The organism is Mucilaginibacter sp. P4_A11, from assembly GCF_056402535.1.
Genome location: NZ_JBFUHE010000012.1, coordinates 110,221 through 132,950, shown reverse-complemented (window position 1 = coordinate 132,950; position 22,730 = coordinate 110,221). Strand labels below are relative to the sequence as shown.

The following is a 22,730-nucleotide window of genomic DNA, read 5'->3' as shown; positions in this document are numbered from 1 at the left end:
ATCAAAACGTTCGTTTGATATTGTACGCCACCAGGTATTGCTGTGTATCTTTAATAACTACAGATTTACCTGCCGGTAGTTCCATACCATTAAATTTAATAAGCTTACCCTGCACAAGGGAAAGAATCGTGGGAATAGTTTCGGCAGCCATTGGCACCGACATAAGCGGATAATAGGTTTTTGCAAGCTTTGCTTTGTCTTTTTCGGTAACAAGGTGCACCTGCCAAAAGTCTTCCTTACCAAACCCGTATTCGCTGGCACAATTGTCAAGATCGTATACAAATTCACGGGCCTGCATTTCTGATGATTTAGCGGCCATCTATTTGTTATTTAAATTGGGGTGAATGATCGGAGAGGCGGATGGAACGGATTTCCTGACAACAGGATTATCCTCTGAATTTATTAGGCTCATATGCTTTAATTAAAGAACGTGTTTGTCAAAGCTAATCATTTATAAACGGGTAAGCGATTAAAAAGATTTCCATATCGTATAATCCTTCAAAAACAAACTCCCTCAAATACCGATCGTTACAAAAACCATCTGTCGAAAATCATTCCATTTAGATATATTGCGATGTATTTAATTCCTTATCACAAAAAAATGAATAAAACCTTGCTTCTGTGCGCATTCGCGTTGATATTTTTCGGTTGCGGCAGCAAAAACAACAACCCAACTCCATCAAACAAACCCGATTACAAAGCTCTCATTGTTGGCAAATGGGGCAACGCAAAGGATACCATCCGAGAGTACACCAATGACAAACTTACCAAAACACATGTAATAAACACACAGGGTGATTCTTACGATTTTAAAGCCGACGGAACCGGGATTCAAAAATGGACCACTTTGACAATACCCTATACTTATACTTTGAGTGACAAGACGCTATCCGTCCACTCATTTGCTGTTAAAGATGGGGGCGCTACCTACCCTGCAAATGATTTTTCACAAGAGATAAAATCACTCACGACTAATGAACTGGTTTTGTTTTACCAAAATATTGACGTTGATTCGCAAGGCAATACTTATAAAGAAGTCGAGATCGACCATTATTTTAAACTTAGCAATTAAACAATTGCAATGCCTGGTACACAAGGTGTAGCTCATAAGTTACCTCGCTAAAAATCACTATCTTTGCCGCCTAACCAGCGAAATTCGCTGTTAGTTAGTGAAATCAAGGAAAGTAAAGTGGAACAGCAAACAATAACAACCTGGGAAAAAGGCTACAACAATTATGGGCCCTGGCTTAAGGAAAAATACAAAGGCCATCGCGTGTTTAAAGTAATTGTTGATGGTGGCTTTACCTGCCCCAACCGTGATGGCTCAAAAGGCTACGGTGGCTGCACCTATTGTAATGTTGATTCCTTTACCCCATCAGTTAGCCGCAATGCCCCTACAGTAAGGCAACAGGTTGAAGAAGGTATGGAACGTGCCCGTAAAGGCAATAAGGCCGATAAGTTTATTATTTACTTTCAGCCCAATACCAATACCTACGCACCGGCCCATTACCTTAAAATGATGTATGACGAGGCTCTGAGCTATGGCACTGAAGATATTGTAGGTCTTTCGGTAGGTACCCGCCCTGATTGCATCGATGCCGAAAAGATCGCCCTGTTGGAAAGCTATACCGACCGTTTTGATGTCGACCTGGAAATGGGCATGGAAAGTATCTACAACGATACCCTGAACCAAATTAACCGCGGCTGCAACCATGAAGAACTGGTGAAAGCACTTGCGCTGGTCGAAAACTCAAAGCTGGATATTTGCGTGCATACTATTTTCGGCTTCCCCTGGGAAACTAAGGAGATGATGCTGAAATATGCTGATGAGATCAACCGTTTTAAACAGATTAAATTCGTAAAATTCCATCACCTGCATATTGTTGAAGGCTCGGTAATGGGCGTAAAATACAAACGCGAACCATTCCACCTGTTTGGAATTGAAGAATATGCCGATTTTCTGTGCGAGCTGTTACCCCTCGTTCGCCCGGATATCGTGATCCAGCGCCTCTTTGGCCTCAGCGACCGCGAACTGCTTATTGCCCCCAACTGGGGATTGAAGAAATCAGAAATCCAGTATTATATTGATCAAAGGATTTTGAGCAAGGGTGTGGTACAGGGAAGTGGTCTGAACCTTGATTTGTAAGATTTTAGGATTGGCGGATTTTTATATCATACCAACAACGGCGCTAAAATAGTCACGCGTTATTACAAGGCACGAATCAATCCCCAATAAGCAGAGCGGCTATGCACGTTCATCTGTACAGTTCGCGATTGCTTCGTACCTTATAATGACGTGATCGTAAGTTGTTGATTATTAAGTGTATTTTTCGATTCGATTTTATAATATGGGCGTTGCCTGCGGCCCGGGCTTTCCGTTACAAGTCCTCGCCTTTCCTGCCCGCACTCCCTACACACGCTGTGGGCTTTTCACTGCAATCCCTAACGCGGCCCCCGCGCGCCATCACTAAAATATATTTTATACGTGATCATGATTTTTTTCAGGATTTTCCTGATGGTTACTCGCAATGACGGTGTTATAAAAACGCTTTGAAAACTTACGAGCCGACCCAATCCATCAATCCTAAAAATCCCCCCAAATCCCGGTTCTGATTTAACGAATAAGCAAATCACTTCCTCCCTCACTGCCACTAAAAACTGCTGTTATTGCCTAATTCTGCGACTTATCAACCCTTACTTGTTTAACATTGGTATCCATTTTGCAAACATTTACGTATAATTAAATTGATCTAAAAGTTAAAATACGTCTGTTTTGTCACAAAGAGCACAATCCAATTATATTCCGGCATTAACCGGTGTGAGGGCTATGGCAGCTTACCTGGTTTTCATATCGCATTTTGCGTATGTGTTTGATGAGAAATTTCCCCACTCTGTGCAACGGTTCTTTAATGAATTCCATATCGGGGTCACTATTTTCTTTGTGCTTTCGGGCTTTTTGATAGCTTTTCGGTATTTTGATAGTTTTAAATTAACCAAAGAGTGGTTTTTGCAATACCTCAAAAACCGGGTGGCGAGGATCTACCCCATGTACGCGTTACTCACCATTGGCGCATTTATAGCTTATAACTTTAGTCAAAACCAAATAGTAACAGCGGGGCAAAACCCGGTGGTTATGTTTTTCATGAACATTGTTTTTGTGCGCGGCTTTTTTGATCAGTTTAAATTCACCGGCATAGCCCAAGGGTGGTCGCTTACTGTTGAAGAATGCTTTTACTTTTCGGCGCCGTTCATATTCCTTATCGCTACTAAATACAGAAAGTTTTATATCCAGCCTATTGCGGTTACAGGCTTGGGTGTTCTACTTGTACTCATATTTAGTCAGATAAACTGGTTTGGTTTCTTCGGCAACTTTACGTTCATGATGCTATACACCTTTTTGGGCAGGTGCTTTGAGTTTTTCGCAGGCATTCAGCTGGCACTCATCGTTCGGAAGCAAAAACTGGATGGCACCAGCAAAAAGAAATTCACTTACCTGGGCTTCTTCATGGTCTTCTTTTGCGTGTGGATCATGTCGACCTTAACTATTCCGAAAGGGTACGAAGCGGGTCTGCATAACCCATGGGGCATTGTCACCAATAACTATTTGCTGGCTACGGCAATTGCCATTTTCTTTTACGGTCTGCTTACCGAAACCACCCTGCTTAAAAAGTTTTTAGCTCATCCTTTTATCGAGCTGCTGGGCAAAAGCTCATATATATTTTACCTGGTTCATTTAGGTTATATGTACAATTACATTCATGATTGGATGAACAAGCTTAACGATTATGTTTTTGAGCTTTATGATAAGTGGGGAGTGGACTGGCATTCGCCGTTTGAGTATGATAGTTTAAACCTTTTGTACGCCTTCATCGTTTTAAATGTCATTTCCATAACGTTGTTTAAATTAATAGAAGAGCCGCTTAATCATTATATCCGCAAGTCTGATTTCCTGATCAAAAACAAAGTACGCAATCCTGAAAATGAATCAGCTAAGATCAAAGCCTAAATATAACATGTTAAAAAACGCTAATAAACTACTGATCGTCGCTTTCGCCTTACTGACCCTATGCGCCGTGAGGCCGGTTATGGCCCAGGAAACCGAAAAAGAGCCGGCCGAAACTAATGATAAAAGCGGTGGTGATGATGAAGTGTCAACAGTATTAACCATCAATAATAAGGATGGCGAATTTAGCTCAACCGCTTCGTTCAGTTTTGAAGTTAAAAACACCTACAATACCAACCAGGAAGGCACCATATCATACAATATCACTACTGATAAAGGACAAATTGTTAAAACCTTGTCGAAGCCGGTAAACCTCGCCAAAAAAAGCACTTCCAAATATGACTTTGATGTGCCTAATTTAAAAACAGGCTTTTACAAGGTTAATATGATGATCAACGTAAGCGATTATGACGATACCACCCGTCGCGCTTTCGGCATCAGACCGGATGAGATCAGATCGCAATATGCCAGGCCAGCCGACTTTGACCAGTTTTGGCAAACCGCCAAAGATGAGCTGGCAAAGGTAAAACCTAACTACAAAATTACCGAGGTGCCGTCCATGAACACCGAAAACCGCAAGGTTTACGAAATAGAAATGAAATCGCTGGATAACCTTACTATCCGCGGTTATATGACGGTGCCCATCAGCAAAAATAAAAACAAGAAATTTTCGGTACTGCTTGGCTTACCCGGCTACCAGGTAAAGTTATACCCTATTGTGGGCCTCGACCCCGACCTGGTGATCATCACCCTGAATACCCGAGGACAGGGCACCAGCCGCGACGTGATCCATACTGAGCGTGATGCCTTTATCTCCTACCACATTGAGGATAAAAACAAGTATGTAATGCGCGGTGTAATTATGGACTGCGTACGCGCCGTTGACTTTATTTATGCGCAGCCTAATTTAAGGCGTGATCAGATCCTGGCTACCGGCGGCAGTATGGGTGGTTATTTATCCCTGGCGCTTGCCGGTCTTGATCATAGGGTTACCCTTTGCTCGGCACAAAATCCAATAATGAGTGATATCCGCAATTTAGTTGGCGCTGTTGAATGGCCCATTAATGACATTAAAAAATATACGTTAAGCAAACCCGGTGTAACTTTTGACCAGGTACTGAACAACCTTGACTATTACGATAGCAAAAACTTTGTAACAACCATAAAATGCCCAACTATTCTGGGCTTAGGTCTTTTGGATCCTTATGTACCACCCAATAATGGTTACGCAGTGTTTAACTCGATGCGTACTGATAAACATGTAATGGTATTTAAAAACCTTGCGCATGAGGTAAGCCAGGTGTATAAGGATTATGAAGGCCGTTGGATGCGCGACACCTTTGGCTTATTTTAAACTATTAAAATCTACACACATGACCTTGAAAAATACTTTATCAAAATATTTGGTTGCGGCGATAGTAGTATTTGCCTTAGCCACAGGCAAAAGTTATGCAAGTGGTTTCCCGGTAAGGCCAGGCAGGATCTCGCTGTCGCCATCAGCAACTTACTTTTTTGCAAACAAAGCCTGGGATGCTGACAGTCATAAAGGCGCCTTTGCCAATAATGGCAAGTTCAGTTCATGGAGCTATTCTTTATATTCAGAAATTGGGTTAAGCCGCAAGTTTACCCTGTCGGTACTGGCACCTTATGTAATGAACACTTTCAGTACAGATCTCGGTACCAGCAAAAGTTCTGGTTTCCAGGATCTGGAAGTGGGCATCAGGTATTACCTGGCCAATATCAATTATAAATATTATTTCAGCTTACAGGGTACAGCTATCTTACCTATGTATACCAACACAGCATTGGGCTATAACCAAAAGGGGGCCGAACTGAAACTGGCCTTCGCGGGCAGCGGGCATTTATTCGGAAAAAACTCGTTCTTCGTCCTCGAGAACGGTGTACGTGAATACTTTGGTTACGAAAGCGTTTTTCAGGACAGGTACAATGCCACGTACGGCCTAACGCTTGATAAAAAATTCCGCGAACAGATCTCTCTAAGTGTCGGCGGCTTTTATGCTACCAGTATCAATAAAGATTTTAACGTGAACCCGAGCGCCAGTAAAAACTTTGCCTTTAACCAGGTATCGTTAAGCTACGGCCATGCATTCGCCAAAAGCTTGTCGCTGTTTTTAACAGGCGGCACCTTTGTTACCGGGCGCAATACCGGTGCAGGCACCAATTTTTCGGCGTCGCTTAATTACCGGATAGATACGAAATAGCTTTTAGCTGAAAGCAGAATGCTTAAAGCCGAAAGCAATAGTCCGTAGTTATCAAAAAGCTTCCGCAGGTTATACTATGCTAAATCTGCGGAAGCTTTTTCCATTTCAAACAGGTTTAATATTTCATCCCAATTGTGAACCCGCACATGCTGGTGTTCATGTTTGTTATGATGCGCATTGAACATGATTGCCTTGCCGCTGCAAAAGTCGAGATTTTTACAATGGTCATCTATCATGTAATCGGTGTGAATGATGCTTTTATCACCGCACAGCACAACATTACGCCAGCCGATAAACGGGAAATACTCCTGGAGCCATTCCAGTTTTTCAAATAACGATAAGGGGAACTCCGTAGCTGCCGATACAATATATACCTCATAATCTTCCATCAGCTTTTTAACAGCCTCAATAGCGCCCGGCATAACCGGCAGCGTACGGAAAAACCCCGGTAAGTTCAGGGAAGCTTTCGTTACAGCATCCAACGGAAAAGCCTCCGCATGGGATAAGCCGTCAATAGCCTCAAGGGTGGTAGTAATGCCATACAGCTGTTCGTAATACCTGATCAGTTGCGACTCGATGTCGGCCATAACGCCGTCCATGTCAATAGCAATGGTTTTCTTCACTTGCGTTTTCATGCAACAAAGCAAAACAATATTGCAATATTTTGCAAATTATTTTTAACTTTGCATCATATTGCAAACATGGTAAGAGAAGAAAGATTCCAGATCATATTAGATCACGTATCAAAAGACAGTAAGGTTTTACTAACCGAACTGAGTGAAAAACTCAATGTTTCGGAAGATACCGTACGTCGCGACATTAAAGTATTAGCCGATCAAAAGCTACTAACAGCAGTTAGAGGTGGCGCGGTTGCCCACTCCCCCATTCCGCACCATTACCGGGCGAGGGAACAGCATGATGTTGCCTCTAAGAAAGTCATCGCATCAAAAGTGTTGAGCTTTTTGAAAGACGGACAGGTTGTACTTTTTGACGGCGGTACATCAACCCTGGCCGTGGCCCAAAGCTTGCCGGATGATTTAAGGATCACCGTGGTTACCAACAGTTTCCCGGTTGCCAGCGCGCTTGAAGACCATCCAACGGTTGAAGTGATATTTGCAGGCGGCCGCCTTTACAAATCATCGTTTACCACCATAGGTCACGAAACAATAAATGCGTTCAGGAATATCCGTGCCGATCTTTGCATTTTTGGGATCTGCAGTGTGCACCCCACCATTGGCATTACTACAAGAGACTACGAAGAGGCCGAGATCAAGAAAACGATGATCGAAGTATCGAAAGAAATCATCGCCTTATCCACCTTAGAGAAAATAAATAAAGCCGATTCCTACTACATAGGTCCGGTAACGGAACTGGACACCATCATTACCGATGTTTCTCCCGACGACGAACAACTTTCGGCATACAGGGAAGCGGGCATCAATATCATCTAATAAAACAACGTGAAAAAGAGTTTACTACCACTAACCTTAGGCGGCCTTGGCATTGGCACTACCGAATTTGTGATGATGGGCATGCTGCCCGATATTGCCAATGATTTTCATACCAGCATCCCCGTTGCGGGGCACTTAATTTCGGCCTATGCCTTAGGCGTTGTTATCGGCGCGCCGCTATTGGTTGCCTTTACCAGCAGCTATCCGCCCAAAAAGATCTTAACCGTACTGATGATCATCTTTACGGTTTTCAATGCGTGTTCGGCCTTTGCACCCAATCATTATGTCCTGCTGTTTTCGAGGTTATTAGCCGGCTTACCGCATGGCGCGTTTTTCGGCGTAGGCTCGGTAGTAGCCACCCGCCTTGCCGACAAAGGCAAACAGGCGCAAGCCATATCAGTTATGTTTGCAGGGCTTACCATTGCTAACTTGCTGACAGTTCCCTTAGGCACTTATATAGGTCATCATTATTCATGGCGATATACTTTTGGGATGATAGCGGTAATTGGTTTATTGACCTTAACCTTCATCCAACTATGGCTACCGCAACTGGCTCCGAATGGCAACGGGAATATCCGGTCAGAGCTTACATTTTTCAGAAAAAAACAGGCATGGCTCATCATTGGTCTAACAGCTATTGGCACCGGCGGTCTTTTTGCCTGGATCAGCTATATCGCCCCACTTATGACTGAGGTATCAAAGTTTTCGGCCAGCAGCGTGCCTTATGTTTTGGTATTAGCAGGTCTGGGCATGGTGGTAGGGAATTTTGTCGGCGGTAAACTGGCGGATAAAGTTTCCCCGATAAAAGCCTGCTTAATATTGATGATCACCATGGCCATATCGCTGGTTATCATCTTCTTTGTTTCGCAAAACCAGATCCTGTCGCTTGTAATGACGTTTATAACCGGCGGGCTTTCAATGGCCGCGGGATCGCCTATTCAAACCTTAATGATCAACACTGCCAAAGGCGCAGAAATGCTTGGTGCAGCAGCTACACAGGCAGCCTTTAACATTGGCAATGCCTTAGGCGCGTTCCTGGGTGGCCTGCCCATAGCCTGGGGATTGCGCTTTACCTCACCCGAAATTGTCGGCGTGATCATGGCCTCGACAGGCGCAGTGTTTGCTTTGACGCTGAGCAGGCAAAAAGTTAAGGTAGTTGAAGAAGAGGCCGTGTTGGTGGGGGAATAAGCTTTTGCTGCTGGCTTTCAACCCTTGGTGTGAACACCAGTAAGCTGAAAGCTTACATCATACTTCATCACGGGTTACGCTGCGCTAAACCCGCGGCAGTTAGCCATGGAGGTGATTCTGTGGCAGTTCAGCGGCAGTTATTTATAAACTCCAAACAAATTCTCAATAGCCTTAACCCTATAATCAAATATCTGCTCCACCTTGCCTTTAACAAAAACACTATTCGCTAACCGGCCTATCACGCCATAAGGAATGGCGTAATGCAAAAGATCGGTCATGAGTACGCCGCCTTCAATAATTTTAAAATGGTGCTGATGGTGCCATAAAGCATAAGGGCCGAAGCGCTGCTCATCAACAAAATACTTTTTATCATCAACATGGGTGATCTCCGTCATCCAGTTCATGTTGATGCCTAACAGCGGTGATATTTTATAGGTGATGATCATCCCCGCATACATCTTAGTAGTTTCGGTATAATCAGAAGTTACCACAAAACGCATATCATTCGGGGTGATCTTGGCCAGGTTTAATGGCGACGAGAAAAAATCCCAGGCCTGATCAATGCCGATGGGAATAGATTGTTCTCTTTTTAAAACGTATGTTTTCACAATGGGATAACAGGGATAGATGACAAGTGTTTTGATGTTGAATTATACGGCAACCCGACGATAAAAAACAAAGAAATAAAATCATGTCATTGCGAGCGCAGCGTGGCAATCGCATGCTATACAGGGCAGCCCTGCGTCCGTGCGATTGCTTCGTGCCTTATCATGACGCGACTGTAAGTTATTGATTATTAGATATATTTTTTTGATCTATTTATAAATATGGGCGTTGCCTGCGGCCCGTGCTATCTGCTCATACTACACAAGGCATTAGCCACAAGGTCGGTATCCGCTCCTATCACTAACGCGCCCCCTGCACACTTTTTAGGATTTTCCTGATGGTTCCTCGCAATGATATGGTTTATGCTTCTACCGCTCTTCCTTCCCAATCGGCAAATCCCTTCTTGACCATTCACTCCATGAACCAACATAAAGCTTAGGTCCGCTGATACCGGCATAGTCCATACCCAGCAGCGTATGGCAGGCTGTAACGCCCGATCCGCAATGAACTATTACCTGGTTATGTGCTACATCGCCAATTGCTGCATCATAAGCCTTGCGCAGCTCATCAGCAGGCAAGTACTTGCCATCAACGCCAAGGTTATTGATATAAGGCAGGTTTAAAGCACCGGGAATGTGTCCCGCTATCAGATCCAAAGGCTCAGTTTGTCCCAAATACCTCGGCGTTTCACGCACATCAATTACCAGTCGTGAAGGATCCTGCGCAGCTTCACCGGCTTCAGCTATCTCAACAGTGTTTGCATACTCGTGCGTTACCGGGTACGGATCAACCGGGGTTGGGGTATACGCTTCTGTACTTAGTTCAACACCGGCATCCTTAGCGGCTTGTAAACCACCATTTAGTACCTGTACGTTTTCATGGCCAATCGCCCTCAGCATCCACCATAAACGCGAAGCGCTGAATGCACCGGATTTATCGTCGTAAACCACAACGTGGCTGCCGGGCGTAATCCCCCAGTTACCTAACAATACAGCAAACTCCTGTATATTGGGCAGCGGGTGCCTGCCGCCATAGGCGGGATCATCTGGTTTAGTGGTAAGGTGCTGATCAAGGTCGGCGTATATGGCGCGGTTCAAATGGCCTGCCAGGTAACGCTGGTAAGAGTCCTGCCCTCCGCGGGCATCAATAAGAATAGTATCCTGTGCGGCTAAAGCCGGGTCGTTGATTTCAATAAGTGGCGACATAGGTATATCTGATATATTTTAATATCAAATATAGATACACCGCTTTTAGTTTCGGCAAATTTACTGCACTATTTTGTTTGCACAGTATGAACTTGCGAAAGCTTCGGGCTTGGCTTTAAACACAAAGCCCATGCTCAGGATGTAACCCATAGCCTCATGCAGGGCTGCGTTACTCTTAAACATTGGATTGGTGTTAATGTCGGCATGTACCTCAAGCTCTACATCATACAGGTCGAGCAAATCGCAAAGCTTGTAAGCAATATCGATAGACTTCTGAACTTCGCTCAGCATCCTTTCTTTAATGCTCATTTTTTGCGAAGTACGCTCCTGGTGTATGAACATGAAAGCGCCGCGTTTTTCACGCAGAAACACGATCACGGTTGCAAAATCTGTTACAGCCCCTTTAACTTGTGAGTCGGTGCCGATACATACTTTGAGCTTGTTTCCGAGGAGGGCTTCGCGTTCAATTGCCTTTTCAACCTCTTCCATAATGGGCGATTGGATTACTTCGCCGCTGAATTTTCTCCAGGTCATAAAAATTATTTTAGGTAAATTTTAGGCGACCTTTTTTATGGGTCTATAAAAATAAGCGATAACGTTTCATATTAACGTAAATATGATGTGATTTATTTGTTAACATTTAACTGATTATTAACAGATTAATTGTATTTCGGATATCGAATTTGGAATTTCGGGATTAAGGAATCCACGTCTTTAACTGGTCGAAGTTTAGCGACAGCGTAACTTCGTCCTAAAACAGGGCAAGCATTCTGCTTGCGGGAATGGAAAGTAAGTTAAAGTACAGTTAAGCTGAAAGCTTAACACATTTCAGGACGAAGTTACGCTGCCGCTAAACTTCGACCAGCAAAAGGCGAGTTGAACCCCGCTGGGGTTCAGGTAAGGGGTGGAACGTTATTTCTACAAACCTTTTCTCCCTCTGGGAGGTTTTTATAATCGTGTACACTCAGAGTCTCTCGTAGATCGTGTCCCCTCAGGGTCTCTCACAGAGGACCCTGAGGTTGACAATCATCTTAAGATCCATCGTGTCCCCTCAGGGTCTCTCACAGAGGACCCTGAGGTTGACAATCATCTTAAGATCCATAATTATATTTATATTTAACCATGGCCACCCATACCTTACACAACGATCCCGGCGAAACCTGGTTTATAACGTTTACATGTTACAACTGGATCCCCTTACTCGAGATTACACAATCGTATAATATACTATATGAGTGGTTTGGGTTTATAGCAGAACGTTATCAAGTGCAAACTCATGCTTTTGTATTGATGCCTAATCACATTCATCTGATTATTAAAATGCCCGATACAGATGCAGGTCTTAATAAGATGATCAGTAATGGCAAAAGGTTTATGGCTTACGAGCTTGTTAAAAAGCTAACAGCATCAGGCAGAACCGATATGCTTGATCAGCTTTCGGCGGCGTGTACTGAAAAAGAGAAAGCTAAAGGACAAAAGCATAAAGTTTTTGAACCATCGTTTGATGCCAAGCCCATATACTCCACAGCATTTCTTCATCAAAAAATAGATTATATACATCATAATCCTGTATCTGGGAAATGGTCACTTTGTAATGACTTTTCCGAATACCCACATAGCAGTGCGGCTTTTTATCATTTGGAAAAACCGCATGAATTTGTAACTATTACTGAGTACCGGGATTTTTGGGTGGACATAAATCATGCAAAACCAGTAAGACTGCTCTAATTAAACACATAGCAGTTGTCATGGCGTAGAACATCAGGGTCCTCTGCGAGAGACCCTGAGGGGACGAAAAACCAGTGAGGCTACTCTAATTAGACATAGCAGCTGACATGGCGTAGAACATCAGGGTCCTCTGCGAGAGACCCTGATGGGACGGGAAAAAATCCGAAATCGAAAATCCGAAATTTCGAAATCCGAAATCAAGCCAAAGCAGCCTTGATCCTGTTCTCGGCTTCAAGCACCAGTTCGGCAACGGGAGTTTTACCGGGTTCAATAGGTTCCAATACAGTCCACCTCATCGGCGTAAACGTGTTAAGGGGATAATAGCCATACTTCATAACCTTCCAGGCATCAGCTATTGCTATCGGAACAAGCAGTGCATCGGGGCATTTTTTCAAAAGCATGGATATCCCGGCCGAGTGAAATGCTTTAACCGTACCATCCTTTGAACGGGTGCCTTCCGGAAAAATCACAGCCGACCAGTTATTGGCTTTCATACGCTCACCCAATTTCATCATTTCGGTCATGGCCTGGCGGGAATCTTTTCTGTCGATATTAGCACCTCCACCATGTTTAAGGTTATAGCTGATGGAGGGAATATTTTTGGTAAGCTCTATCTTAGAAACAAACTTGGCGTGGTATTTACGCAGATAATAAATAAGCGGCGGAATATCAAGCAGGCTCTGGTGATTAGCTAAAAATATAATAGGCCTGCCTAAAGGCAAATTTTGCTCATTGATAAAAGTTACCGTATTTCCCAGAATATAAAAAGTGCGTAACAGGAATAAATTTAATACGTCAACAACCTTTTTATGTGCCGAGTAACCAAACAGGCGAAAACAAATCCACTGTATGGGATGAAATATAACCAGAAACAAAGAAAATGAGATAGCGGTAAGCGGCGTTAAAATATAGCCTAATAACTTTTTCATTAGCGGGCAAAGTTATATTTTTTTCAGTAAAGCGGTAATTTACAAACGGTTTTCTGTAAGTAACAACTGCACTTTAAGTACGGCGGCTACAGTCATGGCATCAGTAATTTCGCCATTGCAAACCATGCGGTACATTTCGGCAAAAGGTACTTTTTTAATGATCAGCTGTTCGGTTTCTTCGGGTTCGGCTTCAAACTGCTCAAGGCCACGGGCCAGATATAAAATGCTCAACTCGTCGCTTACGGAATTGCTGAGGTGCAGGCGTTGGATCTCAGTCCATTGTGAAGCTTTCAAACCGGTTTCTTCCAGTAATTCGCGTTTGGCCGATTCGAGCGGATCGCTCCCCTCAGGACCGCCACCTTCGGGCATTTCCCAGCTATACTGATTTAATGGGAAACGATATTGCCCAACAAGGTAAGTATTCAGCTCATCATCTAAAGGTAAAACACCTATAGCCAGATTTTTATAATGTACTTTGCCATAAATACCGGGGTTACCGGCCGGGTTAATGACCTGGTATTCGGTAACATTGATCCAGGAATTATCATAAATGTTTTTTTGGGACGTTATTTTCCAGGGATTATCTTCAGGGTGATGCATGGCCTAAAAATAAGCGATTATGATTAGATTGGGGAATGATTGCCTTGGAAAAGTTTATCTATTCTGCCACGTACTCCAGCTTAACCTGCACGTTCAGGTCTTCCTGCATCCGCGCAAACTGGCGCGGGTTACGGGTAAAGTCGGGATCAGTATCCATATAAATGTTGGTGATCCTCACTATTTCGGGGTGTTTATCGGTGCCTATATTATAGGTAAGCCCCTCCCCGCTTTCTAAACTTTGTTTTAGCTCAAGGTATTGCTTACCGGTTACGATGATCATTTTTTCGGCAGTCATGGATACTATTTAAAAATGGTAAACTACTCAAAACCGTACGTATTTACACTGTAACATACCGGTGATACAAAATTATCGCTTACCGGGTTCTGCAACGGTTTATTATATTTACCTCAAATATAACTCATATATATCCGCATAAATGATCAGTATTAAAAAATTATTGCCTTTTATTTTATTATTGGGCAGTACTACAGCATTTGCCCAGCAAACCTTACCCATAGCCGTAAACCTGCAAAATACCTACACCAAAGGAACACGAACCGCTACCGGGGCACCCGGCAAAAATCACTGGCAAAACACCGCCGACTATAAGATCAAAGTAAACTTCGACCCTAAAACCCGCCTGGTGAGCGGCACTGTTGGTATCGATTATTTTAACAATAGTCCTGATACATTAAAGCGGGTACAATTTAAACTATACCCTAACTTGTATAAAAAAGGAGCAGTACGCCAAATGCAGGTTTCGGCAGAGGACCTTACCGATGGCGTGCATATCAGCAGTTTGAGCATTGATAGCAAAATACAGGATAGCGCCAAACGCCGGATCAATGGCACAAATATGACGCTGCGGGTATCTCCCATCGCTCCAAAACAAAAAGTACACTTTGATATCAGCTATGCTTACACCTTGAACAAAGGCTCGCATATCCGCACCGGCCAGGTTGATACAGGGGCATTTTTTATCGCCTACTTCTTTCCTCGCATAGCAGTTTATGACGATATTGATGGCTGGAACGATTACCCTTATGTTGGCGCACAGGAGTTTTACAACGACTTTTGCCATTTCAGCGCAGAGATCACCGTGCCCGGCGATTATAAGGTTTGGGCAACCGGCGATCTGAAAAATGCTGCAGACGTTTATGACAGCCGCATAGTTAAACGTATAGCCGATGCCGGCGCGAGCGATAAAGTAACGGATATCATTACCGAAGATGATGTTAAAGCAGGCAATATCACCAAAAACAATCCAACCAATACCTGGAAGTTTGAGGCCGACAGCGTTACCGATTTTGTGTTTGCTACCAGCAACCATTATTTGTGGAAAGCATCGAGCCTGGTGGTTGATCCTAAAACCGGCAGGCGTACCCGTGTTGATGCCGTATTTAACGAAAAGCACAAGGATTATTATGCCGTGGTTGACTACGCCCGCAAAACGGTTGAGGTCATGAGCTACAAATTCCCGAAATGGCCGTATCCTTACCAACATGAAACTGTTTTTGACGGATTGGACCAGATGGAGTACCCTATGATGGTAAATGACAATCCGCTCGAAGACAAGGCAGATGCCATTGAGCTCACCGATCACGAGATCTTCCATACCATGTTCCCGTTTTATATGGGTATTAACGAAACCAAATACGGCTGGATGGACGAAGGCTGGGCAACAATAGGCGAATGGCTGGTTAGTCCGGAGATAGACCCTTCAATTGTTGATCCGTACGGCGTTTCTGCTGTTGAACAAAGTGCCGGCCATGAGGTTGATGTCCCGGTAATGACGCTTACACCAATGCTTACGGGTGCGGCGAGCTTTACCGATAGCTATCCCAAACCGGGCCTGGGTTATTTATATGTAAAAGATATGCTTGGCGATGAGCTGTTTACTAAAGCCCTGCACTACTACATAGCGCAATGGCACGGTAAACACCCCATGCCTCTTGATTTTTTCAATTGTATGAACACCGGCGCTGGTATGAACCTTAACTGGTTTTGGAAAGCATGGTTCTTTGACAACGGTATAACCGATCTCGCTATCGGCAAAGTAACTAACACCGGGTTAAAATATAGTGTTAACATCATCAAAGTTGGCAGTAAGCCCATCCCTGTAAACTTAACTGTTTATTATACCGATGGCACTACCGAGTTGTTACATAAAAGCATTGCTGTTTGGGCCGCAGGGAATAAAACAACCGGCGTTAATTTCACCGCAAAAAAGGCAGTTAAAAAATTGGTATTAGGTACCACTTATGATCCTGACAGCAACAAAAAGGATAATGTGTGGGCAAGTAAGTAAATAATTGAAAGCTAAAAGCTTAATGCATAAAGCCAAAAGCTAATAATGTAATGGCTAAAAAAGTCGTCATTGCGAGATACGAAGACCACCGACCGGAGGGAGCTCATTAATACCTATAAAAATCAAATTATAATTATTAATAATCCCAAACAGGCGGAGCAGCGTTGCAAGTCGCTCTGTAAAGTTCGCGATTGCTTCGTACCTCGCAATGACGGTCTTTTTATTAGATTTTAAACGGCTTCTTGGAGTTCCTCTCTATTTCTGTTGATATGCCTTCAGCAGATCAGCCACATCAATACCATTAATTTTCATACCGCTCAGGTTGCAGTCTGTAATATTCACATCGCTCAGGTTACAATCGGTTATGGTGCTGCCCTGTAAATCGCAGTTTTCAAATTTAAGCGGGCGTTGTTTCGCGGCGGGGTCATAAGCGGGATGACCTTCGGGCGGCATGCCAATATCATGGATGTAAGCCCCGCCAAGCTGCGCGTATTTTATTTCCAGATCGCTCAGGTTGGCATCTTCAATTTTAAGCCCGGTTATACATACGTCTCTGAAACTGGCATTGTTCATCATCATTTGTTCAAAGGTCGAGCCGTTGAGCATGGCACATTTTACATCAAGTACCTTTTGAGCTTCTTTTATGGCGATCACCTCGGTGCCGTTAGTTGCTGAATTTTCCATGATTTGCTGTTGGTTTCATCAAATATCTTAAAAATCAACGTCATCACAGAGTTACATACGCGACAAATAAAGGGTGTATTTGCGACAAGGTTATTCTCACGCAAAGCCGCAAAGGCGCTAAGTTAAAACCTTTGCGGCTTAGCGCCTTTGCGTGAAATTTAATTTACGCTGAGTTTATAAGTTTTGTATCTTCAATTACTCAATCGTCGATTATGATCCTGCCTCCTCATATCAAATCATCACTGCTGGTTGCAGCCTGCATTACACTTGCTTTTACTGGCTCTTATGCCCAACAAAAATCCTATCCTATCGCGCAAGCAAAATGGCTCATTGGCAGCTGGAAAAATCAATCGGCAAAAACATTGGATATTGAAACCTGGAAAAAACTTAATGATTCCACCTTTCTTGGCAGAAGCTATTCACTGGCTGGAGCAGATACTGTATCATCCGAGCACATCAGGCTGGAACAACACGCCGATAAGCTTTACTATATCCCAACAGTAAAAAATCAAAACAACGGCAAGGCAGTAACTTTTGCACTTACTTCATGCAACAAAAAACAACTGGTGTTTGAAAACCCGGAACATGATTTCCCTCAAAAGATAACCTATACCCAAATAACTAAAGATTCACTGCTGGCCGAAATATCAGGGCTAAGGAAAGGCAAGCTAAAGGCGATACAGTTCCCGATGAAAAGGGTTCAATAGCCTATGAGCGACTTTTATATCATTGCAGTAATTCGGCTACATCACGGCCATAAAATTCTTTAAACAGTTTCCTGAAATAAGCTGGGGTTTCAAAACCGGCAACGTAAGATATTTCGGCAACGGTGCGGTACTTACCGCTATTGATCGCTTCCATCGACATCTGTAAACGGATCCTCCGGATGTAGTTATTAGGTGTAACCCCTGTAGTATTTTTTATGCGCCGGTGCAACTGTCTTTCACTTAAGCCCATTTCGCTGCTCAGCAACACAATACCCAAATCAACTTTCCCAATGTATTTTCTTACCAGCGTTTCAAGTTCATAAAGCCACAACTGGTCGGCAATGGAAAGTTCGCTGATCGGCTTGAGGAGGTCTGTACGGGTAAGATCGCCCTCTTTCAGTATTTCGCTGTTTCGCGCCGACAGTAATGAGGTCCTGCTAAATTCTTCCAGCTTCTTTTTATCGGTAATATTTTTGGCGATGGCAAAAACCAGTTGCTGGCTTTTTACCGGCATCGATGTCCATGAAAGCCATACTATTTCCCCGCTTTTGGTTAGATACCTGTTCTCAAAATTATATAGCGGATTGTTTTTTTTGATACTCTCACGTTTACTGGCGGTGATGCTCCTATCCTCTGGATAAACAAACGAGTCGATAGGCTTTGCAAACAGTTCGCTGTCGGTATAACCTAAGGTTCTTGAAACAGCCGGGTTAATTTTTTTAAAGTAACCATCGAACCCGGCCACGCACAACCAATCGGGCGACAGGTGAAAAAAGTATTCCAAGTCAAAAATCTCATTCAAGTTTTCCATGCAAATTTTCGTTCTTCTTCACCGGGTATTGTAATATGCCAGGCAAGTAATATGATATAGCCGCAGGTTGTGAAATGGCCAATCCAAAAGAAACCATTTTTTATGACACAAACAGCCATTTATTTTATACTGGCAGGATTGTTTAATAAAATGTCAGTCTTGTCAACTTTCGGAAACCCATTTGTCGGTTCGGGTAATAGCGTCGACAGTAAAATCATGTTTTGCTGCTCCTGTGCGGTGGTAATTTTCGACGTTTTTTTATATCATTACGGGTAATATGAAAACCCTATTCCCAAACACAATTAAGCTCATTTCCTTTACCTTGCTGGCTATATCATTACAAAGCTGTATCAAACAGCCCGGAGCCTGGCGAAACGACCAGATCCCCGGAGGTAAACGCGACGATTTTCACAAACTTAATGAACAACTGCTTCATGACCTGCGCAGCAACAACAGCGATGATATCGGCAACATGGAATCACAGGAGATGCTGCAGGATAAATCAAACCTCCGGCAAATTGAACTGGTAGGCAACGCAGCAAAAACCACCGATTATGACATTTATGACGAGTACTACATTATAAACAAACATCGCAATACAGATACAGCAAGCAATCTGTCGGCAGGCATTAACAGCTATAAAATGATCTACAATGGCATTACCCATGAAATGTACATTGCCTTATTTTTGCCCAAGGATAAAAGCTTGCCTAACCAGGAAATGATAACCGCCATGTATGCTAAATACAATTATGGCTGGAAGCTAATCTCAGTAAATGTAAATACCTATAAGATCAACGGTAAAACGGCGCCCGAGCTTTTTGAACAGGGAAAAGAAAAATACAACAAACAGCATTTTGCCGATGCCCGTTTAACACTCGAGCTGTCTTTACAATGTACCGCCCCTAATGATTACTGGCAATATCTGCATGATACCGATGCAGGCAAATTATTCCAGGATGCTGCCGAAGCAACGGTAAAGCAATATCGTTTCCCGGTGGTAATTGATGGTGTTGCAGGAGAACCGAGGGTGTTCCGGTTAGCCAATCAAAAGAACAGTCATGGCTGGTTCCCGGTAATTTATTATGCCACCAAGGTAAACATTGCCGATACCAACGCGGTAAAAAACGAAAACACGCAGATTGGGAAGGTTATCAACAAACTGCTTCCGGGAATTACCGAGGATAAAGATTATATTTTTTATTCTGCCTGTAGCAAACTTCCGCTAAGTTCGGCGAGAGTTGAGCATTTTGATATGACGAAGAAGTTGAGGTAATAAATAGTACTCATAATATATGAATGAAACACCTCTTGTAATTGCAAAACCGAGCTTAGGAGCATTTATAACCTGTATATCAGGCGTGGGCTTTTTTGGCTGGATTACATGGCTGATATGCAATTCGGGCAATAAACATATAGAAGACTCATCGAAAACAGCCTTTTATATACTTAGCGCTTTTTTTGCTTTTGCTGCAATTGGTTCTCTAATTACATTGTTAACAGTGCGATCATTTGAATTAACCCAAAAAACATTAATTGTAAAAAGACCTTTTTTATTTTTAAAGCATACAATCCACTTAACCAGCATTGAAACAGTTACCGAAAAACCTTTCAAAGTTGAAAGCACGACACGGGGAAACAAAATTCTTATTCATACCGGCTCAAAAGCAACAATTATGCTTATCAATGGGAAGAAACTAACAATAGATACCTTTTCGACACGAAATTATAAAGAATTGATCAAGCAACTCAAGCATCTACATCGCCTTAAATAAAAGCACATTTACCGCAAGGCTGCGCCTTGTGGTAAATGTGCTAATTAAGATACGCGATGACGAGTTTGTTTGCTATATGAAGTAAGATGATAAGGTGATGCAATGAACACCTTGCATACGGGCCACAAGGCAAAGCCTTGCGGCAGCGATGGACTATTGATTATTTGTCAAGTTAAGCTGAAAGCTTGACCCATTTTAGGTCGAAGTCACGCTATCGCTAAACTTCGACCAGTTCATAAAACAAGAAAGGGAGCGGCAAGCCGCTCCCTTTCTTGTTTTAAATCGTTCCTATCAGATCGCTTCCAACTGCAGTACCACACTGGTATGGTAAGTACTGGCTTCAGGATTGATACCTACGTTCATCAGGAAATCGCCGGTAAAGGTTAAATCTTCGTTTCCTAACACCGAACCAGTGCCAGGGTAAAGGTTGATCTCTTTTACACGGTATTTTTTGTTAGGGTCGAGGCCTTTCAGGCGTACAGGTACTTTGCTGCCTGAGCCGTAACGGTTATTCACCAAATAATTGAACATTACCGCTTTTGATTTATCAGTATTTACATACATGATAGAAGCCGCGTCGTTATCCCACGGTGATGATAAACGGTACTGATCGCCATGCCAGATCACATCTTTCAGTGCATCATAATTTTTCAGGGCCGACTGGCAGAAGCTCAGATCGCCTTCGCTCAGTTTACCAATCACAATATCAAAGCCCATTTTACCCATCATAGCCACATCCACACGGTATTTAATTGGCTGTTTGCCCCAATCGGTTACGTGATTTGAACTGGTGATTGCCGGATAGAAGAATGAATATTCCCACTGGATAAACACGCGCTCCAGCGGATCAGTGTTGTCACTTGGCCAGTACTCGGTAAAGTATTGCAGTGCACCATAATCAACACGGCCACCACCGCCTGAGCAAAGCATCAAAGGCACTTTAGGATACTTAGCACGAACACGTTTCAACACGTTGTACAAACCGTTCACATAATCAACATAAATGTGCGACTGGTCTTTTTTCAAATAAGCCGAATAAGCATTGTAGATAACCGCGTTACAATCCCATTTAATGTAAGCCAAATCGGGATTTTTGGTGAACAAGTTATCAACCACGCCAAATACAAAATCCTGCACTTTAGGATTGGCCAAATCAAGCACCAGCTGGTTCCTGAAATACTTTTCAGGGCGGTTTGGTTGTTTGATCACCCAATCAGGATGCGCTTTATACAGATCGCTGGCAGGGTTAACCATCTCCGGCTCAATCCAGATGCCGAATTTTACGCCATTGGCCTGCGCTTCTTTTACCAATGAGCTGATACCGTTAGGGAGCTTTTGTTTGTTCTCCTGCCAATCGCCCAAACCGGCGTTGTCGCCATTACGCGGGTGGCTGTTACCAAACCAGCCATCATCCAGTAAAAATAAGTCGACACCAAGCTTTTTGGTATCTTTTAACAAGCCTGCAAGCTTGCTCTCATTAAAATCGAAATAAGTGGATTCCCAATTATTGAGCAACGTAAGCCTTGAGCCTTCGCCGTCAACAATTTTGTATTTACGGGCCCAGCTTTGCAGCTTGCGGCTGGCATCACCTTTACCATGATCCGAATAGGTGTACAGGAAAGCTGGGGTTGCAAATTCAGCACCCGGCTTTAAATGGTACTCGGAAGCAGCATTGTTAATACCTGCAATAATTTTCAGGTTATTGGCCACATCCAGCTCAAAATCAACCCTGAAATTGCCCGACCATTCCAAAGCGCCGTAAAGTACTTTGCCTTCATCCTCGGTAGCAGGTTTATCCATCGATACCATGAACATCGAGTGCTCGTATAAATTGGCACGGGTACCCAGTTTACTGTCGATAGTTTTAATACCGTGAGTTAACCTTGCTTCTTCAGGCTGCATTTCCATGGCCCAGTTGCCGTGGTATTGTTTCAACCAAAAACCGCCGGTAGTATTACCTTTTAAGCTCAGGTTGGCAGATGCATATTTATCAAGCGTTACTATTCCTTTTTCATTATGTTTTATCACCGACCATTGTTCGGTAACATCCTCTTTAAAATAGGTTTTGTAGTAAAGCTTTACCTCAAAATCGTAAACAGGATCTTTCATGGTAACCACCAATAGTGAAATATCATCATCAACCTTGCTAACCGTATGGCTTACATAGGCCAGGTTTAATGATTTATTACCATCGGCATGGGTAACGGTAATGGCAGGTTCGCCAAGACTGGCCGATCCTGATGGCGTATAAACATCATTCTGTACACCCGAATCATCGGCCTGTTTGTACATTTTCCGGATGCGGGCATACTCGGCTGTGTTGGCAAGCTTTGCGCCGAGGTACACCATGTTCAGGTGTTTTTCGGCATCGGTTTGCAATACGATAGCGTTGTGTTGTGTTTCAACGGGGATTGTTACATCCTGCGCTGCCGCCCTGCCGGCCAACAGCATTGAGCCTGCAAAAAGCAGGCCCAGTGGTAAAGTTTTTCTTTGAGTAGTTCTCACGTGTGAT

The 22,730-nt window shown here is 43.3% G+C and carries 23 protein-coding genes; 12 read left to right on the top strand and 11 right to left on the bottom strand.

Annotation, left to right across the window (positions count from 1 at the left end):
• Nucleotide 1 precedes the first annotated feature (1 nt).
• Nucleotides 2-319 carry a hypothetical protein gene (locus AC1DUD_RS21830; RefSeq protein WP_477378303.1) on the bottom strand — a complete coding sequence of 106 codons (318 nt, stop codon included), beginning with the start codon at nt 317-319 and terminating at the stop codon, nt 2-4.
• Nucleotides 320-601: 282 nt separating this feature from the next.
• Between AC1DUD_RS21830 and AC1DUD_RS21825 the strand changes: the two genes are divergently transcribed.
• From AC1DUD_RS21825 to AC1DUD_RS21805, 5 genes are all read left to right on the top strand, one after another.
• Nucleotides 602-1,072 carry a hypothetical protein gene (locus AC1DUD_RS21825; RefSeq protein ID WP_477378301.1) on the top strand — a complete coding sequence of 157 codons (471 nt, stop codon included), beginning with the start codon at nt 602-604 and terminating at the stop codon, nt 1,070-1,072.
• Nucleotides 1,073-1,189: 117 nt separating this feature from the next.
• A complete protein-coding gene (gene mnmL / locus AC1DUD_RS21820) occupies nt 1,190-2,146 on the top strand; it encodes a tRNA modification radical SAM protein MnmL/YtqA (RefSeq protein ID WP_477378299.1) in 957 nt (318 codons plus the stop codon).
• A gap of 627 nt (nt 2,147-2,773) precedes the next feature.
• Complete coding sequence (locus AC1DUD_RS21815) at nt 2,774-4,006, top strand: acyltransferase family protein (protein WP_477378297.1); 1,233 nt, start codon at nt 2,774-2,776, stop codon at nt 4,004-4,006.
• 7 nt (nt 4,007-4,013) lie between these two features.
• Nucleotides 4,014-5,357, top strand: a complete 1,344-nt coding sequence (locus tag AC1DUD_RS21810; protein ID WP_477378295.1) for an acetylxylan esterase — start codon at nt 4,014-4,016, stop codon at nt 5,355-5,357.
• Nucleotides 5,358-5,376: 19 nt separating this feature from the next.
• On the top strand, nt 5,377-6,225 hold the full coding sequence (locus tag AC1DUD_RS21805) for a hypothetical protein (protein WP_477378293.1): 849 nt from the start codon (nt 5,377-5,379) through the stop codon (nt 6,223-6,225).
• A 74-nt stretch (nt 6,226-6,299) separates the two neighbouring features.
• On the opposite strand, the gene AC1DUD_RS21800 is transcribed toward AC1DUD_RS21805, so the two are convergent.
• Nucleotides 6,300-6,860: a 5' nucleotidase, NT5C type gene (locus AC1DUD_RS21800; RefSeq protein WP_477378291.1), complete on the bottom strand. Its 561-nt coding sequence runs from the start codon at nt 6,858-6,860 to the stop codon at nt 6,300-6,302.
• 66 nt (nt 6,861-6,926) lie between these two features.
• Between AC1DUD_RS21800 and AC1DUD_RS21795 the strand changes: the two genes are divergently transcribed.
• Nucleotides 6,927-7,676: a DeoR/GlpR family DNA-binding transcription regulator gene (locus tag AC1DUD_RS21795; protein ID WP_477378289.1), complete on the top strand. Its 750-nt coding sequence runs from the start codon at nt 6,927-6,929 to the stop codon at nt 7,674-7,676.
• A 9-nt stretch (nt 7,677-7,685) separates the two neighbouring features.
• Nucleotides 7,686-8,864 (top strand): MFS transporter, encoded by a 1,179-nt coding sequence (locus AC1DUD_RS21790; protein ID WP_477378287.1) that lies wholly within the window; start codon nt 7,686-7,688, stop codon nt 8,862-8,864.
• A gap of 137 nt (nt 8,865-9,001) precedes the next feature.
• On the opposite strand, the gene AC1DUD_RS21785 is transcribed toward AC1DUD_RS21790, so the two are convergent.
• From AC1DUD_RS21785 to AC1DUD_RS21775, 3 genes are all read right to left on the bottom strand, one after another.
• A complete protein-coding gene (locus AC1DUD_RS21785; protein ID WP_477378285.1) occupies nt 9,002-9,472 on the bottom strand; it encodes an SRPBCC family protein in 471 nt (156 codons plus the stop codon).
• Nucleotides 9,473-9,838: 366 nt separating this feature from the next.
• On the bottom strand, nt 9,839-10,675 hold the full coding sequence (locus AC1DUD_RS21780) for a sulfurtransferase (protein WP_477378283.1): 837 nt from the start codon (nt 10,673-10,675) through the stop codon (nt 9,839-9,841).
• A gap of 60 nt (nt 10,676-10,735) precedes the next feature.
• The gene (locus AC1DUD_RS21775; RefSeq protein ID WP_330860159.1) at nt 10,736-11,209 is read right to left on the bottom strand and encodes a ribonuclease H-like YkuK family protein; all 474 of its coding nucleotides are present in this window, start codon (nt 11,207-11,209) and stop codon (nt 10,736-10,738) included.
• 588 nt (nt 11,210-11,797) lie between these two features.
• Between AC1DUD_RS21775 and AC1DUD_RS21770 the strand changes: the two genes are divergently transcribed.
• Nucleotides 11,798-12,403 carry an REP-associated tyrosine transposase gene (locus tag AC1DUD_RS21770; RefSeq protein WP_477378280.1) on the top strand — a complete coding sequence of 202 codons (606 nt, stop codon included), beginning with the start codon at nt 11,798-11,800 and terminating at the stop codon, nt 12,401-12,403.
• A 197-nt stretch (nt 12,404-12,600) separates the two neighbouring features.
• On the opposite strand, the gene AC1DUD_RS21765 is transcribed toward AC1DUD_RS21770, so the two are convergent.
• Genes AC1DUD_RS21765 through AC1DUD_RS21755 form a run of 3 tightly spaced genes read right to left on the bottom strand, consistent with a single transcriptional unit; the run spans nt 12,601 to nt 14,227 of the window.
• On the bottom strand, nt 12,601-13,332 hold the full coding sequence (locus AC1DUD_RS21765; protein ID WP_477378278.1) for a lysophospholipid acyltransferase family protein: 732 nt from the start codon (nt 13,330-13,332) through the stop codon (nt 12,601-12,603).
• Nucleotides 13,333-13,371: 39 nt separating this feature from the next.
• Nucleotides 13,372-13,932 carry an NUDIX domain-containing protein gene (locus AC1DUD_RS21760; protein WP_477378276.1) on the bottom strand — a complete coding sequence of 187 codons (561 nt, stop codon included), beginning with the start codon at nt 13,930-13,932 and terminating at the stop codon, nt 13,372-13,374.
• Between the two features lie 58 nt (nt 13,933-13,990).
• Nucleotides 13,991-14,227, bottom strand: a complete 237-nt coding sequence (locus AC1DUD_RS21755; protein ID WP_477378274.1) for a hypothetical protein — start codon at nt 14,225-14,227, stop codon at nt 13,991-13,993.
• Between the two features lie 142 nt (nt 14,228-14,369).
• Here AC1DUD_RS21755 and AC1DUD_RS21750 point away from each other — a divergent pair, with 142 nt between their 5' ends.
• Nucleotides 14,370-16,241, top strand: a complete 1,872-nt coding sequence (locus AC1DUD_RS21750; RefSeq protein ID WP_477378272.1) for a M1 family metallopeptidase — start codon at nt 14,370-14,372, stop codon at nt 16,239-16,241.
• Nucleotides 16,242-16,496: 255 nt separating this feature from the next.
• Here the strand turns inward: AC1DUD_RS21750 and AC1DUD_RS21745 are convergent, their stop codons facing one another.
• Nucleotides 16,497-16,925, bottom strand: a complete 429-nt coding sequence (locus AC1DUD_RS21745; protein WP_477378270.1) for a pentapeptide repeat-containing protein — start codon at nt 16,923-16,925, stop codon at nt 16,497-16,499.
• Nucleotides 16,926-17,137: 212 nt separating this feature from the next.
• On the opposite strand from AC1DUD_RS21745, the gene AC1DUD_RS21740 reads away from it, so the two are divergent.
• Nucleotides 17,138-17,632 (top strand): DUF6265 family protein, encoded by a 495-nt coding sequence (locus AC1DUD_RS21740; protein ID WP_477378268.1) that lies wholly within the window; start codon nt 17,138-17,140, stop codon nt 17,630-17,632.
• Between the two features lie 19 nt (nt 17,633-17,651).
• On the opposite strand, the gene AC1DUD_RS21735 is transcribed toward AC1DUD_RS21740, so the two are convergent.
• Nucleotides 17,652-18,443: a helix-turn-helix domain-containing protein gene (locus AC1DUD_RS21735; RefSeq protein ID WP_477378266.1), complete on the bottom strand. Its 792-nt coding sequence runs from the start codon at nt 18,441-18,443 to the stop codon at nt 17,652-17,654.
• A 277-nt stretch (nt 18,444-18,720) separates the two neighbouring features.
• Between AC1DUD_RS21735 and AC1DUD_RS21730 the strand changes: the two genes are divergently transcribed.
• Both AC1DUD_RS21730 and AC1DUD_RS21725 read left to right on the top strand, forming a co-directional pair.
• Nucleotides 18,721-19,719, top strand: coding sequence for a hypothetical protein (locus AC1DUD_RS21730; RefSeq protein WP_477378264.1), 999 nt, complete (start codon nt 18,721-18,723; stop codon nt 19,717-19,719).
• Nucleotides 19,720-19,738: 19 nt separating this feature from the next.
• The gene (locus AC1DUD_RS21725; protein ID WP_477378262.1) at nt 19,739-20,218 is read left to right on the top strand and encodes a hypothetical protein; all 480 of its coding nucleotides are present in this window, start codon (nt 19,739-19,741) and stop codon (nt 20,216-20,218) included.
• A gap of 291 nt (nt 20,219-20,509) precedes the next feature.
• Here AC1DUD_RS21725 and AC1DUD_RS21720 read toward each other — a convergent pair whose 3' ends face one another.
• Complete coding sequence (locus tag AC1DUD_RS21720) at nt 20,510-22,723, bottom strand: alpha-galactosidase (protein WP_477378260.1); 2,214 nt, start codon at nt 22,721-22,723, stop codon at nt 20,510-20,512.
• Between the last annotated feature and the right edge of the window lie 7 nt (nt 22,724-22,730).

Bases quoted from the DNA above. Each gene is read 5' to 3' on its own strand.
- AC1DUD_RS21830 (WP_477378303.1), bottom strand. From the start codon at position 319: ATGGCCGCTAAATCATCAGAAATGCAGGCCCGTGAATTTGTATACGAT.
- AC1DUD_RS21755 (WP_477378274.1), bottom strand. From the start codon at position 14,227: ATGACTGCCGAAAAAATGATCATCGTAACCGGTAAGCAATACCTTGAG.
- AC1DUD_RS21725 (WP_477378262.1), top strand. From the start codon at position 19,739: ATGAATGAAACACCTCTTGTAATTGCAAAACCGAGCTTAGGAGCATTT.
- AC1DUD_RS21745 (WP_477378270.1), bottom strand. From the start codon at position 16,925: ATGGAAAATTCAGCAACTAACGGCACCGAGGTGATCGCCATAAAAGAA.
- AC1DUD_RS21780 (WP_477378283.1), bottom strand. From the start codon at position 10,675: ATGTCGCCACTTATTGAAATCAACGACCCGGCTTTAGCCGCACAGGAT.
- AC1DUD_RS21810 (WP_477378295.1), top strand. From the start codon at position 4,014: ATGTTAAAAAACGCTAATAAACTACTGATCGTCGCTTTCGCCTTACTG.
- AC1DUD_RS21735 (WP_477378266.1), bottom strand. From the start codon at position 18,443: ATGGAAAACTTGAATGAGATTTTTGACTTGGAATACTTTTTTCACCTG.
- AC1DUD_RS21740 (WP_477378268.1), top strand. From the start codon at position 17,138: ATGATCCTGCCTCCTCATATCAAATCATCACTGCTGGTTGCAGCCTGC.
- AC1DUD_RS21825 (WP_477378301.1), top strand. From the start codon at position 602: ATGAATAAAACCTTGCTTCTGTGCGCATTCGCGTTGATATTTTTCGGT.
- AC1DUD_RS21805 (WP_477378293.1), top strand. From the start codon at position 5,377: ATGACCTTGAAAAATACTTTATCAAAATATTTGGTTGCGGCGATAGTA.
- AC1DUD_RS21765 (WP_477378278.1), bottom strand. From the start codon at position 13,332: ATGAAAAAGTTATTAGGCTATATTTTAACGCCGCTTACCGCTATCTCA.
- AC1DUD_RS21800 (WP_477378291.1), bottom strand. From the start codon at position 6,860: ATGAAAACGCAAGTGAAGAAAACCATTGCTATTGACATGGACGGCGTT.
- AC1DUD_RS21775 (WP_330860159.1), bottom strand. From the start codon at position 11,209: ATGACCTGGAGAAAATTCAGCGGCGAAGTAATCCAATCGCCCATTATG.
- AC1DUD_RS21795 (WP_477378289.1), top strand. From the start codon at position 6,927: ATGGTAAGAGAAGAAAGATTCCAGATCATATTAGATCACGTATCAAAA.
- AC1DUD_RS21760 (WP_477378276.1), bottom strand. From the start codon at position 13,932: ATGCATCACCCTGAAGATAATCCCTGGAAAATAACGTCCCAAAAAAAC.
- AC1DUD_RS21750 (WP_477378272.1), top strand. From the start codon at position 14,370: ATGATCAGTATTAAAAAATTATTGCCTTTTATTTTATTATTGGGCAGT.
- AC1DUD_RS21770 (WP_477378280.1), top strand. From the start codon at position 11,798: ATGGCCACCCATACCTTACACAACGATCCCGGCGAAACCTGGTTTATA.
- AC1DUD_RS21730 (WP_477378264.1), top strand. From the start codon at position 18,721: ATGAAAACCCTATTCCCAAACACAATTAAGCTCATTTCCTTTACCTTG.